The organism is Niveispirillum irakense DSM 11586, from assembly GCF_000429645.1.
Classification (GTDB): domain Bacteria; phylum Pseudomonadota; class Alphaproteobacteria; order Azospirillales; family Azospirillaceae; genus Niveispirillum; species Niveispirillum irakense.
Genome location: NZ_AUCG01000001.1, coordinates 42877 through 55519 on the forward strand (window position 1 = coordinate 42877; position 12643 = coordinate 55519).

Consider the following 12643-nt stretch of genomic DNA (forward strand, 5'->3'; position numbering starts at 1 on the left):
ATGACGGCATCGGATAGGCTGGCGCGGCACGCGCTATCGGTTGAATGGGTGACCCTGCCGGAACCGGCCCGCCATGGGGTCCGCACGTTCCTGCTGGATACGCTGGGGGTCGGCATTGCCGGGGCCAAAGCCCCCTTTGCCGCCGACATCGCCCCCATGGCCACCGCCTGGGGGGGCGAGGGGGCTGCACCGGTGCTTGGCCGGGGCATGGCGCTGACCGCGCCCCAGGCCGCGTTCCTGAACGGTTACCAGATCCATGCACAGGAATTTGACTGTGTGCATGAAGCCGCGGTCGTCCATCCGTTGGCAACTGTCCTGTCCGCGCTGATGGCGGATACGGCCCGTCTCCCTGGCCTGGTCAGCGGTACGGATTTCGGGGCGGCCTTGGCCGCCGGCGTGGATATCGCGGCAACGCTGGGATTGGCCGCGACCACACCGCTGAAATTCTTCCGCCCGGCCACAGCCGGTATTTTCGGCTGTGTCGCTGCCATGGCGCGCCTGCGCCGGCTGGATGTGGAGGTCACGCGCAGCGCCTTCGGCCATGCGCTGGCCTTTGCATCCGGCACCATGCAGGCCCATGTGGAAGGCAAGCCCGGCCTGCCCCTGCAGGTAGCCCATGCCGCACAGGCCAGCCTGATGGCGCTGGACCTTGCCATGGCCGGGGTGCCCGGCACCGATGGCAGCATTGATGGCCCGTTCGGCTATATGGCCATGTTCGAGACAGGCACCGCCCTCGCCCCCCTGCTGGACCGACTGGGCCAGGATTGGCGGATCGCGGAGGTCAGCCACAAGCCCTTCCCCACCGGCCGCGCCGCCCATGGTGCCATTGTCGCCACCCAGGCGCTGATGCGCGACCATGGCATCACGCCGGCCAATCTGGAAAGCCTGACCTACACCGCCCCGCCGCTGATCCATCGGCTGGTCGGACGTCCCCTGCCAGCCTATCCGGCAGCGATGACGGCCAATTATGCCCGGCTTTGCTTTGCCTGGCTGGGGGCGGTGGTGCTGACGCGCGGCACCGTGGGGCTGGCTGATTTCACGCCCGGTCGCCTGACCGACCCGACCTTGCACAACCTGGGTGCCCGCATCCGCGTGGTGGCTGATGATAATCCGGACCCCGCCGCCTTCACCCCGGCCATTGCCGAAGCGGTGTTGAGCGATGGGCGCTGTGTCACCACCCGCGTGAACAGCCAGTTGGGCAGCCCGACAACGCCGCTCAGCCGGGAACAGCATCTGCGCAAATTCCGCGCCTGCCTGGATTTCGCCGGGATGACGGCGCTGGCCGACCCGCTGATCCAGGACATCGACCGGTTGGACGAACAGGATGATATGGCGGCGCTGCTGCGCCGTGCCGGCGGTCTGCCGGGCTGAATAAACAGGGAGAGTGTGATCTATGGACGGGCATAAGACTTATTTTAACGCCGTGGATTGGGACGCCCTGCAGAAGGACCATCCGATTGGCGACGATTTCGTGCGCTTTGCCACGAAGACCAGCCGGGACGAGTTGACCACGCATCAGAACCGCCTGTTCATGCGCTGTGTCGCCCGCGCCTGGGCTACGCCCTTCTATCAGCGCCTGTGGGGCAATGCGGGGATTGAGAAGGGCGACATCCGCTCCATCGCCGATCTGCCCCGCCTGCCGACCTTCGACAAGTCGGACATCATGGCCAGCCTGGAACTGGCGCCGCCTTTCGGCGATTTCTCCGCCTTTTCCAGCTATCCGGCTGGGGAACGCCCGCCGGTCGTCTTCCACACCACCAGCGGTACGACGGGAAAGCCGCAGGTGCTGCTGTTCGGCGCCAAGGGGCGCGAGGCACAGAACCTGCTGCTGGGCCGCCTTTACCGGTTCCAGGGCATGCGCCCGGATGATGTGGTTCATTCCGTCTATGGCCATGGCATGATCAATGGCGGCCATTATGTGCGCGAAAGCGTGCTGCACTGGACCTCCTCCATCTTCATGTCGGCTGGCACGGGCGTGGAAACTCGCTCCATCCAGCAGGTGCAATTGATGAAGGAGTTTGGCGCGACGGTGATCGTCGGCTTCTCCGACTACATCAAGAAGCTGGCCGAAGTGGCGCGGGAGAACGGGATTGATCCGGTCAAGGATTTGAACATCCGCATGATCTCCGGCCATCTGGGCAAGGAGGACAAGGCGGGCCTGTCGGCTGCCTGGGGCGGGGCGGAGTGTTTTGACTGGTACGGCGTGGGCGATACCGGCTGCATCGCCGGTGAAGGCCCGGACCGCGATGGTCTTTATGTGATGGAAGACGCCCAGTATCTGGAAGTCTGCGATATCGACACCGGAGCGCCGGTGCCTGACGGCGCGCTGGGCGACATGATCGTCACCTGTATCTACAAGGACGATATCCACCCCATCATCCGCTTCAATACCCATGACGTGACCCAGGTCCGCCCCGGCAAGTCCGGCATCGGGGTGGAGTTCAAGCGGATCGAGGGCTTCCTTGGCCGGTCGGACAATATGGTCAAGATCCGCGGCATCAACATCTTCCCCCAGGCCATCGGCCCGATGCTGAATGGCGTGGAAGGTGTGGCTGGCGAATATATTTGCAAGGCCGTGCGCGACGGGGCCGGACGTGACGAATTTATCGTCGTTGCCGAAACCAATGCCGGCTCTGCCGACCGCCAGAGCGTGGCGGAACGCTGCCGCGCCGTGCTGAAGCAGAAGATCGGGATCGAGGTGGGCGTGGAACTGGTGGACCATCGCGCCACTGCCGGCCTGACCCAGATCGACGTGCGCCAGAAGCCGATCCGCCTGATTGACGAGCGGTTCAAGAAGTAAGGGGCGCGGGACACTCCCGCCCCGTCATAAGCACGACCTTTATCCGTCCGCGAGAGCCAAGCCATGACCGACGCCCATATGCTTTATTCCGCTGGTGCCGCTGGTCTGGCCGCCCTTTACCGCAATGGCACCACGGATCCGGTTACCGTCACGCGCCTATATCTGAACCGGATCGCGGCGCGGAATGGGCAGGTTCGGGCCTATACCCAGGTGCTGGCGGAGCCGGCACTGGCGGCAGCCATGGCATCGGCCACACGCTGGGCTGCCGGACAGCCCTTGTCGGATATGGATGGGGTGCCTGTTGCGGTTAAAGCCAACATCGCCATTGGCGGTGCCTTCTGGCATGCGGGCATCGGCGCCTATCGTGATCGGGTAGCGGCACAGGATGCCGATTGCGTGGCCCGCCTGCGCGCAGCCGGTGCCATCATCCTGGGTACGGTCAACATGCATGAAGGGGCGCTGGGGGCGACGACGGATAATGTCTGGTTCGGTCGCACCGAAAATCCCCTGCGCACGGGCTACACCGCCGGCGGGTCCAGCGGCGGATCGGCGGCGGCTGTTGCCGCCGGGCTGGCGGCAGCGGCGCTGGGCTCCGACACTATGGGATCGGTGCGCATTCCTAGCGCCTATTGCGGTCTTGCCGGGTACAAGCCCGCCCGCCGCGCCATCAGCCTGGAGGGGGTGATCCCGCTTTCGACCACGCTGGACCATGTGGGTGTGCATGGCCATACGGTGGCCGATTGCGCCCTGGTGGCAGCCTATGCCGGTGTGGGAAAGGCCGAACCGGTCACCTCCCTGACGGGTCTGAAACTGGCGGTGCCGGACTGGCATGCCCGCGTGGACGCGCCCGATTATATCTGGGCCGCACGGGACAATGCCGCCGCCGCCTTGCTGGCGCTGGGCATGGTTGCCCATGATGCCGACATGCCCGGCTACCAACCCGGCCAAGCCCGCCGCCTGGGCTTGCTGGTATCAGAAGTGGAAGGGTTGAACGCCCATGCCGCCAAACTGGCCGAGAGCGAAGAGGGTTTCTCAGCAGAGTTCCTGAGCCTGCTGCGCTGGGGCGGCAAGCAGCCCGCTACCAAATTGGCCGCCGCCTATCAGGGGCTGGATGCCATCAAACTGGCCGGCCAAGCCTGGCTGGATCAGGTGGATGCCGTGCTGCTGCCCACGGCACCACAGACGGCTTTCCCCTTCAGCGATCCGGTACCGCATAATCAGGCCGATTTCACGGCGCTCGCTGATTTTATCGGCTGCCCGGCGGTGGCCGTTCCGGCGGGTTTGTCACCGGATGGAATGTCGCTATCGGTTCAGGTGATCGGCCGCGATGCCAGCACGGTGCTGGCAGTGGCAGCAGCGCTGGAATAGGCCCCGTGGCTACACCCCGCATAGCGTATAGTCCGCCGTGCCCTCCCAGCGCAGTTCCCAACTGGCACCGGGCCGGACATTCTGAATAGCAGACGGTTCGAACGCCACTAGGCACCGTTCCCCCGGCTGGCGGACGGAGCCATAGATCAGGCCCCGGTGACCGTCGCGTTGCAGGCCCTTGGCAAAAACCTGCCCCTCAGCATAGCCGATGGCCGGATCGGGATGCAGGGCGCGGTGGCCCGGTTCATCGGTGATGTCGGGATAATCGCCGATGAAATCGGCCAGCAATTCGACATAACGGGCCGTATCGCGGTAAATCCCGATAAAGCCAAGCTCCCGCGTGCGGTGGAATGCCACTTCGGCAACGGAGGTCAGCAGATTCCAACTGCAATACCAGGCACCCCGGCTTTCATCATTGAAGCGGTTGCCGCCAGCACGGGTATAGGTGAAGGCGGCGTTGATATGGCTCTGACCATAGATCTGCAGGTCATTCTTGCGCCGGCTCCAGGCCAATTCCCGCCGGTCGACATGCAGATTGCGTCCGCGTTCGGCCCGCAGTCGGGCGCTGGTCAAGCCCTCAATCTCCGCCAGGACTGCCATCTCATGGTCACTGTCCACCAAACCGCGCAGGCTGGGCGGCTTGTGGTAGGTGGCGGGGATCAGGCGGACCAGACCCCGGTCGGCAATAGAAACAATCCTCACGCCCCGCCCCGCAGCGCATCCAGATAAAGACGCACTTGCAGGAACTGCGGCAGGCCATCCTGGATCATGGTGTCAACCGGTCGGGCACCACTGAATAAAGGCCCCTGGTTGGGCAGGGTGATCCAGCGGGCAGCAATTTCGTCCCCGAAGTATAAGGCCAGCGCCTTATAGATGCCGATCACCGCGCTGAGCCGCAGCATCTGGTCATGCGTCAGATCCGCGACATAGCCGGGCTTCCTCGCCCGCTTCCAGGTGCTGTCCGACATATCGGCCAGGGCCGCCGCTTCGGCCAAGGTCAGGCCCCAATGCTGCACAATGCGGCCATAGGCCTTCAGCGCAATGGCATTTCTGTCCGCTGCCGACGGGTGCTGCAGGACAACATCCATCTATCCCTCCTGTAACAACAGGAAAGATAGGCTCATATGGACCTTACTTCAAGTCCATATGAGCCACCCCTTACAACCACCGGGCCGATTTATCCCCAAAGGCAGGCAGGTCGAAACACGGCTGGGCCGGTTCCTGCTTAAAGCGGATGGGCACGCCGATATGACGGTAGCCGTCCTTGTCGGTCAGCACCATGCCCCGTTCAGCCACGAACGGATCGTCAAACGCATCCTTCAGGCTGCGTACCGGTGCCCAGCAGCAATCCACCCCACGCAGGAAATCCTGCCATTCGGCCAGGGTCCGGGTGGCGAAGATTTCCTTGAAGAAGGCACGCAGCGGCTCCTGCGCCGGTCCCGGCTGCTGCTTGGCAAAGGACAGCAAATCTGGCCGGCCGAGCGCCGTCAGCAGGTTTTCCGCAAACTTGACCTCTGACCCGCCCAGCACGATGAAGCAGCCATCCGCCGTTTCATAGATATGGTACATGGCGGAGCCGCCGAAGCTGCGCATCTCCTTCACCGGCGGGTGGCTGTCTTCCGCGAAGACCGGGCCGGTGACATTGGGGGTCCAGGCCAGGGCGGCATCGAACATGGACAGGTCGATATAATCCCCCTGCCCCGTCTGCCCCCGGCGCAGCAGCGCCATCAGCACCGCCGACAGCGCCATCAGGCTGGCGGCCATGTCGGCAACCGGCATATTGGGGCTGGCGGGCTTATTGTCGGTCAGGCCCCGGTTCAGGTCCACCAGACCGGCCAGCGCCTGCACCGTCATGTCATGGGCGGGCTTCTGTGCATAGGCCCCCTCCTGCCCGAAGGCGGAGATGGAGCAATAGACAACCCCCGGATTGATGGCGCGGATAGAGTCATAATCCACACCCAGCCGCTTCACCACGCCAGGCCGGAACGCCTCCACCACCACATCGGCGGAGGCGGCCAGTTCCATGAAAAGGGCGTGATCGGCAGCATCCTTCAGGTTCAGCGTCACCGACCGCTTGCCACGCCCGATATTGCGGAACCAGACAGTGGTACCATCGGCCGTCTTCTGCCCGATGGCACGTGTCGGCTCGCCCTGGCCGTTGGCGGGTTCCACCATGATGACGTCGGCGCCATGGTCGGCCATCATCATGGTCATGTGCGGACCGGGCAGGAAGGCCGACAGGTCCAGAACCTTGATCCCTTCCAGCTTCATCACGCACCCTCCCCCAGCTTGGGCGCGCGCACGCCCTTGGGCCGCTGCCCATTGATGCGGATGGGCGAAGACAGAAGCCGCAAGGCCCCCCCGTCGGCATCCGGATGATCGACAGTTTCCACCATCCCCACCTCGGCCACGAAGGGATTATCCAGCGCCTGATCCAGCGTTGTAATGGGGGCGAACGGCACATGCCCGCCCAGCAGCGCCAGCCATTCCGTCGTTGTCCGCTCCGACAGAACCGCGTCCAGCGTGTCAGACAGCAATTGCCGGTTCACGCGGCGGGCGGGAATATCCTTGAATTCCGGCCGTTCCAGCAGGTCCGGCCGTTCTGCCCGGCGGCAGAATTCCTCCCAGAATTTCGGCGTCTGGCACATCAGCATCGCCCAGCCATCCTTGGTCTTGAAGGACTGGCTGGGGGCGATGGAAGGATGGGCGCCGCGCGGCAGGCGCGTGATCTGATCGCCGGCATTCAGGTACCAGGTGGCGGGGTAGGAGAGCTGGTGCAAGGCCGTGTCGAACAGCGACACATCCACATCACAACCCACCCCCGATGCCTTGGCGCCCAGAATGGCGGAGACGGTGCCAAACGCCATCATGGTGCCGGTCATGAAATCGACCATGGAGACGCCTAACCGTGTCGGCGGTGCATCCGGTTCGCCGGAAAGCGCCATGAAACCGGCTTCCGCCTGCATCAGATAATCATAGCCGGGCCAGGCCTGCCGGCTGTTGCCCCGTCCATAGGCCGAGAGATGGGCGCAGACCAGACGCGGGTTGATCGCCTTCACCGCTTCATAGGTCAGGCCCAGCTTGGCCGGCTGGTCACCGCGCAGATTGTTGATCAGCGCATCGGCCCCTTCCAGCAGGTGGTTGAAGGCCGCCCGCCCTTCCGGGCTTTTCAGATCAATATTGGCCGATTGCTTGCCCTTGGAGAAGGTCTGGAAGAACTGGCTGTCCTGTTCGCCTAAGAAATGCGGCCCCGTGGAACGGGAGACATCCCCCCCCGTGGCGGCATTCTCCACCTTGATCACCGTGGCGCCCAGATCGGCCAGCAGCATGCTGCCATAGGGCCCGGCGCCATACTGCTCCACCGCAACGACGCGGATGCCGGAAAGGGGTCGGGTCATGGACAATCCTTCTCAAGGCGGGCGCGATGCTCCCATTCTCCCCCCGTCACCCCGGCGAAGGCCGGGGTCCAGGGTCACAGGCGTCTCGCTTTACGAACTGGACCCCGGCCTTCGCCGGGGTGACGGTGTTAAAGGAGGGGGAACAACCCCTCCCTTATACCCTGTGCCTTTGATCTCGACGTCATCGAGCTCAAAGGCTTCGGCGGCACGAGCCGCCGCCGCGCCGGTCGGCGCAGATACCAAGGGGCATTGTCCATGCCCCTTGGTATTACACCGGATTACGCGCGATCATCTGCTTGGCGATGATGATGCGCTGCATCTCGTTGGTGCCTTCGCCGATGCACATCAGCGGCGCGTCGCGATACAGGCGCTCAATCGGATACTCCTTGGAATAGCCGTAACCACCGAAGATGCGCATCGCTTCCAGCGTCACTTCCACGCCCGTCTCAGACGCGAAATACTTGGCCATGCCGGCTTCCATATCGCAGCGGTCGCCACGGTCATAGGCAGCAGCGGCATCCTGGACCAGCAGTTCGGCGGCGCGGACCTTGGTGGCCATTTCGCCCAGCTTCAACTGGATGGCCTGATGCTCCCCGATCGGCTTGCCGAAAGTCCGCCGTGTCTGGGCATAGGCCACGCTTTCCTTCAACGCACGACGGGCAATGCCCACGGCGCGCGACGCGACATTGATGCGGCCCAGTTCCAGGCCGCCGACGGCCATCAGGAAGCCCTTGCCCTCAATCCCGCCCACCAGATGGCGTTCGGCATCCAGTTCGTAATCCTCGAAGATCAGCTCGGCACTGTCGATGCCCTTATAGCCCATCTTCTCCAGCTTCTTACCGGTGCGGAATCCTTCATAGCGCTTGCCATTGTCCGGATCGATCTTGGGCGCGATCATCATGGACATGCCGCGATGGCGCGGCTGGGCATCCGGGTCGGTCTTGACCAGCAGCGCCACGGCTCCACCCTCGATCCCGTTGGAAATCCAGGTCTTGGTGCCGTTGATGACATAGGTGCCGCGATCAGTGCGGATAGCACGGGTGCGGATGGCCTGCAGGTCGGTGCCGGCATCAGCTTCCGTCAGGCCCAGACCGCCCCGGATTTCACCGGCGCAGAATTTCGGCAGCCAATATTCCTTCTGGGCCTCGGTGCCGAACTTCTCCACCACCGTCGCCATCATGATATGGCTGTTGAAGATGCCGGTCAGCGACATCCAGGTCTCAGAGATCAGGGCGACGATGCGGGTATAAGTCGATGCTGGCAGCCCCAGCCCGCCATATTCCGGGCTGATGGTGGCACCGAACAGGCCCAGTTCCTTCATCTGCTCGACCAGTTGGATCGGGTAGATGTCGTCATGTTCCAGCTTTTCCGCCACGGGGCGGACTTCGCGGGCCAGCCAGCGCTCGACGCTGTCCAGGATGGCGGCTTCATCATCAGGATGGATGCCGGGATGGGGCGTGGTCATGGGTGAAATCCCCTTGCTGGATCAGTAATTTTCGACGCGGTCTTCCACGGCATGGCCGCGGAACGGGATCAGCATGTTGCGCTTGAACGAGCAGACGGTGACGCCGTTCTGGTTCTTGCCAATGGTGCGGATGGTGACGATGCCCTGGTTGGGCCGCTTTTCCGACGCGCGCTTGGCCAGCACTTCGCTTTCGCCATACAGCGTGTCGCCGGCGAAAACAGGGGCGGTGAACTTCACCTCGTCCATGCCCAGATTGGCAATCGCCTTCTGGGACACGTCGGTCACGCTCATGCCAATCAGCAGCGCCAGCGTATAGGGGCTGACCACCAGGTTCTGCTTGAACTCGCTGGCCTTGGCGAACTCCGCATCGAAATGCATCGGATGCGTGTTCAGCGTCAGCAGCGTGAACAGGTGGTTGTCATATTCGGTAACGGTCTTGGCCGGGCGATGCTCATAGATGTCGCCGACATTGAAATCTTCGAAATAACGGCCGAACGTCTCGCGATAGCGGTTCGGACCGACTTCCTTCCAATTCTGAACCATGTGCTTTTCTATCCCCTCATCACCCGGCAGCAGCGGCCAGCACGCGCCGGGCCGCCCGTACTACGGGAATCTCGATCAGTTTGCCGTCCAGCAGGGCAACCCCGCCGCCAGCCGCGTTGAAGGCTTCGACAATGCGATTGGCGCGGGCAATTTCCGCTTCCGTGGGCGTGAAAACACTATTTACCACCGCCACCTGGGCCGGGTGGATACAGGCGCGGGCGGTGAAGCCCAAAGCCTTGGCCCGCGCTGTGCCGGATTGCAGCCCTTCGGCGTCCGACACATCGATATGCGGCACGTCGAACAAACCGACACCACCTTCTGCGGCTGCCGCCACCAGACTGGCGCGGGCATGGAGCAGCGGTTCCCAATCCAGGGTGCAGCCCAATTCCACCGACAGATCAACCGCGCCAAACAACAGCGCATGCACCCGCTTGGACGTGGCGATGGCAGCGGCGTTGCGCAGGCCGACCGCCGTCTCGATCAGCGGCACGAAGCGGATGGGGCGGTCGCCCATCACTTCATCCAGCAGGGCAAGGTCGGCGGGATCGGACAGTTTCGGCAGCATCAGCGTGGTTGGTGCCGCAGCTTTGTCCAGCACCGCCAGGATATCCGCCAGACCGGTGGCGCTGCGTACCGGGTTGATGCGCAGCCACAATCCGGCAGGTGCCCCTTGCGCGGCGATGAAGTCGATGGCCGCCGCACGGGCCGCCGCCTTGCCTTCCGGTGCTACAGAATCTTCCAGGTCGATGCAGACGATATCGGCACCGGCGGCCAGCGCTTTGCCGAACCGCTCTGGCCGCGAACCGGGCACGAACAACAAAGAGCGCTCAGCCATGCGGGTCCCCACTTTCTATTTGTCCGGACATAATAGAGAGCGGGACACCGCCCGGTCAAGCCCCCCCTCACGGGTTCTTGAGAATCTCGTCAAAGAAATCGACGGTGGCCTGAAGCGCCTTCAGATGGGTGTCGCGGGTCGCTTCCGGCGTGGCAGACAGCCAGCCATGATTGGCGCCGGCATATTCAACCAGCCGCGCATCAACCCCGGCGCCTTTCAGCTTATCCAGCATCACCTTGGCCTGGATCAGCGGAACCGCCTGATCCACCTCCCCATGCAGCAGCAGGAAGGGGGGTGTCTTGGCATCCACATAATTGATCGGGCCGACGGCGCGGATTTCCTCCACGCAATCCTCCGCATCCTTGCAGCCCAGGAAATCATAGATCGGCTTGAAATCTTCCGGCGGGCGCGGCTTGTCGGTGACGGTGAAATCATAGATGCCGTACCAGGGCACGGCCGCCTGCACGCAATCGCCCTTCTCTACCGCAACGGTGCGGTCGCAATCCACGGCAGCCATGGCCGCCAGATGCCCGCCGGCACTATCGCCGAACACGCCCACACGGGTCGGGTCGATGCCATATTCATCGGCGTGGGCGCGCAGCCATCGGATGGCAGCATCCACATCCTGGGCCTGGGCCGGATAGGGTGCTTCCGATTTCAGACGGTAATTGACGGCGGCAACGGCATAGCCGCGCGCGGCCAGATCGGCCATCACGGCTGGGAAATTGGTAAACCCGGCCAGTCCGCGGGAATCGCCCATCGCCCAGCCACCGCCATGGATATAGACAAGCAGCGGCCGCTTGCTGGCCCCCGGCTTGAAATAGACATCCAGTTTCAACGGGCGATAACCGATGATGGTGGCATAGGTCAGGTCCGGCACCGCCACCACGCCGTCGGGATAGCTGACGCGCACCTTGGGCAGCTTGTCACCCTGGTTCCAGCCGGTGCCAACCTCTGCCTGGATCGGTTTGGCGGCCTGCACGGCGGATGTCGCGGATGCCAGCAAACAGAGTGCCGACAGGATAGACGCCTGAAACAGGGACTTTGTGCGCATGGGCATGGCCTTCATCGTCAAGGGGAAGGATGTCGTCCCCAGCCCTTCATCCCTGAAAGACTGGGGATTGCATCATTCCGCCGGATGATGGCGTGCGTCGCCGCGCACCACCCAAGACGCCCGCCAGACGGACAGGAATCCAGCCATCCTCAACCGGCCGTGGCAGGTACGGCGTCGGCGAAAGCCTTGGCGATATTGGCCCGGCTGGTCACCCAGACATCGGGATGCCGCTTCACATGATCCAAGAAGGTCTGGAACGCACCGATACGACCGGGGCGGCCAATGATGCGCAGATGCAGACCCAGGCTCATCATCCGCGCGCCCTCGGTATGGGCCTCACGATACAGCCAGTCGAAACTGTCGATGGCATATTGCGCCCAGTCGCGCGGGGTCAGGGACGGGGACAGCCAGAACTTCATATCGTTGCTGTCGATGGCATAGGGCATGATGACCATGGGTTTGGTCGTGCCGTCGCTCATCGGGACATGATCCCAGAACGGAAAATCGTCGGAATAATCATCCATGTGATAGGAATAGCCCTCTTCCGCCAGCAGCCGGCGGGTAGCTTCCGTATGCAGATAGCGGGACAGCCAGCCCTGGGGCCTTGTGCCGGTGGTCTTCTCGATGGATTGCCAGCCATCACGGATGAATTGCCGCTCCCGGTCTTCCTTCATCCAGAACTGGTGCGTCCAGCGGTGGCCGTGGCAGCAGATCTCGTGCCCCTGTTCCACGATCTCCGCCGCCAGATGCGGCGCCCGCTCCAGCGCCACGGCGGCTGCGGTGAAGGTAGCTTCCACGCCATATTCCTTCAGCAGCCGCATCACGCGCGGGGCGCCGGCCTTGATGCCATACTGGTAATTGCTTTCATTGCCATGGATGCGGATGGGCTTGGCAACATGGACGGAAAGCTCGTCCACCGGCTCCGGGCCCTTGTCGCCGTCCCGGATATTCTGTTCAGCCCCCTCTTCCACATTCACGACAATGGAAAGGGCCAGCTTCGCCCCGTTGGGCCAGGTGAAATCGGCGGGTGCGGGCATGGGGTGACCTCAATGGTGTAAGGGTACAAGTAGAGTCTTGGGTTCCAATAGAATTGGACGCGACTCTTACTGCCGTCACCCCGGCCTGCGCCGGGGTGACGGTGAGGGTGATACAACCTCAACCTGACAATCTGACGGACAAA

General features: G+C 63.4%; 12 protein-coding genes. 3 read left to right on the forward strand and 9 right to left on the reverse strand.

Going from position 1 to position 12643, the window contains the following annotated elements; all coding sequences use genetic code 11:
- The 3 genes from G473_RS0100160 (at window position 1) to G473_RS24250 (ending at window position 4168) form a co-directional block, all read left to right on the forward strand.
- Entirely contained in the window at window positions 1-1371 is a 1371-nt protein-coding gene (locus tag G473_RS0100160) for an MmgE/PrpD family protein (RefSeq protein WP_029011439.1), read from the forward strand.
- Between the two features lie 22 nt (window positions 1372-1393).
- Window positions 1394-2800: a phenylacetate--CoA ligase family protein gene (locus tag G473_RS0100165; protein WP_035704762.1), complete on the forward strand. Its 1407-nt coding sequence runs from the start codon at window positions 1394-1396 to the stop codon at window positions 2798-2800.
- 63 nt (window positions 2801-2863) lie between these two features.
- Window positions 2864-4168, forward strand: a complete 1305-nt coding sequence (locus tag G473_RS24250) for an amidase (protein ID WP_154667195.1) — start codon at window positions 2864-2866, stop codon at window positions 4166-4168.
- A gap of 9 nt (window positions 4169-4177) precedes the next feature.
- On the opposite strand, the gene G473_RS0100175 is transcribed toward G473_RS24250, so the two are convergent.
- The 9 genes from G473_RS0100175 to G473_RS0100215 form a co-directional block, all read right to left on the reverse strand.
- Window positions 4178-4870 (reverse strand): RES family NAD+ phosphorylase, encoded by a 693-nt coding sequence (locus G473_RS0100175; protein WP_029011441.1) that lies wholly within the window; start codon window positions 4868-4870, stop codon window positions 4178-4180.
- The gene (locus tag G473_RS0100180) at window positions 4867-5256 is read right to left on the reverse strand and encodes an MbcA/ParS/Xre antitoxin family protein (RefSeq protein WP_029011442.1); all 390 of its coding nucleotides are present in this window, start codon (window positions 5254-5256) and stop codon (window positions 4867-4869) included. The genes G473_RS0100175 and G473_RS0100180 overlap by 4 nt, the downstream gene beginning before the upstream one ends.
- Window positions 5257-5326: 70 nt before the next feature.
- Window positions 5327-6439, reverse strand: a complete 1113-nt coding sequence (locus G473_RS24255) for a CaiB/BaiF CoA transferase family protein (RefSeq protein WP_051329711.1) — start codon at window positions 6437-6439, stop codon at window positions 5327-5329.
- Window positions 6439-7566, reverse strand: coding sequence for a CaiB/BaiF CoA transferase family protein (locus G473_RS0100190; RefSeq protein ID WP_029011443.1), 1128 nt, complete (start codon window positions 7564-7566; stop codon window positions 6439-6441). The genes G473_RS24255 and G473_RS0100190 overlap by 1 nt, the downstream gene beginning before the upstream one ends.
- Window positions 7567-7834: 268 nt before the next feature.
- A complete protein-coding gene (locus tag G473_RS0100195; protein ID WP_029011444.1) occupies window positions 7835-9031 on the reverse strand; it encodes an acyl-CoA dehydrogenase family protein in 1197 nt (398 codons plus the stop codon).
- Window positions 9032-9052: 21 nt separating this feature from the next.
- Window positions 9053-9574, reverse strand: coding sequence for a MaoC family dehydratase (locus G473_RS0100200; protein WP_029011445.1), 522 nt, complete (start codon window positions 9572-9574; stop codon window positions 9053-9055).
- Between the two features lie 19 nt (window positions 9575-9593).
- Complete coding sequence (locus G473_RS0100205; protein ID WP_029011446.1) at window positions 9594-10409, reverse strand: HpcH/HpaI aldolase/citrate lyase family protein; 816 nt, start codon at window positions 10407-10409, stop codon at window positions 9594-9596.
- 67 nt (window positions 10410-10476) lie between these two features.
- The gene (locus G473_RS24260) at window positions 10477-11463 is read right to left on the reverse strand and encodes an alpha/beta hydrolase (protein ID WP_161630922.1); all 987 of its coding nucleotides are present in this window, start codon (window positions 11461-11463) and stop codon (window positions 10477-10479) included.
- A 149-nt stretch (window positions 11464-11612) separates the two neighbouring features.
- Window positions 11613-12500, reverse strand: coding sequence for a polysaccharide deacetylase family protein (locus G473_RS0100215; RefSeq protein WP_029011447.1), 888 nt, complete (start codon window positions 12498-12500; stop codon window positions 11613-11615).
- Window positions 12501-12643: the final 143 nt, after the last annotated feature.

Bases quoted from the DNA above. Each gene is read 5' to 3' on its own strand.
- G473_RS0100160 (WP_029011439.1), top strand. From the start codon at position 1: ATGACGGCATCGGATAGGCTGGCGCGGCACGCGCTATCGGTTGAATGG.
- G473_RS0100165 (WP_035704762.1), top strand. From the start codon at position 1,394: ATGGACGGGCATAAGACTTATTTTAACGCCGTGGATTGGGACGCCCTG.
- G473_RS24250 (WP_154667195.1), top strand. From the start codon at position 2,864: ATGACCGACGCCCATATGCTTTATTCCGCTGGTGCCGCTGGTCTGGCC.
- G473_RS0100180 (WP_029011442.1), bottom strand. From the start codon at position 5,256: ATGGATGTTGTCCTGCAGCACCCGTCGGCAGCGGACAGAAATGCCATT.
- G473_RS24255 (WP_051329711.1), bottom strand. From the start codon at position 6,439: ATGAAGCTGGAAGGGATCAAGGTTCTGGACCTGTCGGCCTTCCTGCCC.
- G473_RS0100190 (WP_029011443.1), bottom strand. From the start codon at position 7,566: ATGACCCGACCCCTTTCCGGCATCCGCGTCGTTGCGGTGGAGCAGTAT.
- G473_RS0100195 (WP_029011444.1), bottom strand. From the start codon at position 9,031: ATGACCACGCCCCATCCCGGCATCCATCCTGATGATGAAGCCGCCATC.
- G473_RS0100200 (WP_029011445.1), bottom strand. From the start codon at position 9,574: ATGGTTCAGAATTGGAAGGAAGTCGGTCCGAACCGCTATCGCGAGACG.
- G473_RS0100205 (WP_029011446.1), bottom strand. From the start codon at position 10,409: ATGGCTGAGCGCTCTTTGTTGTTCGTGCCCGGTTCGCGGCCAGAGCGG.
- G473_RS24260 (WP_161630922.1), bottom strand. From the start codon at position 11,463: ATGCGCACAAAGTCCCTGTTTCAGGCGTCTATCCTGTCGGCACTCTGT.
- G473_RS0100215 (WP_029011447.1), bottom strand. From the start codon at position 12,500: ATGCCCGCACCCGCCGATTTCACCTGGCCCAACGGGGCGAAGCTGGCC.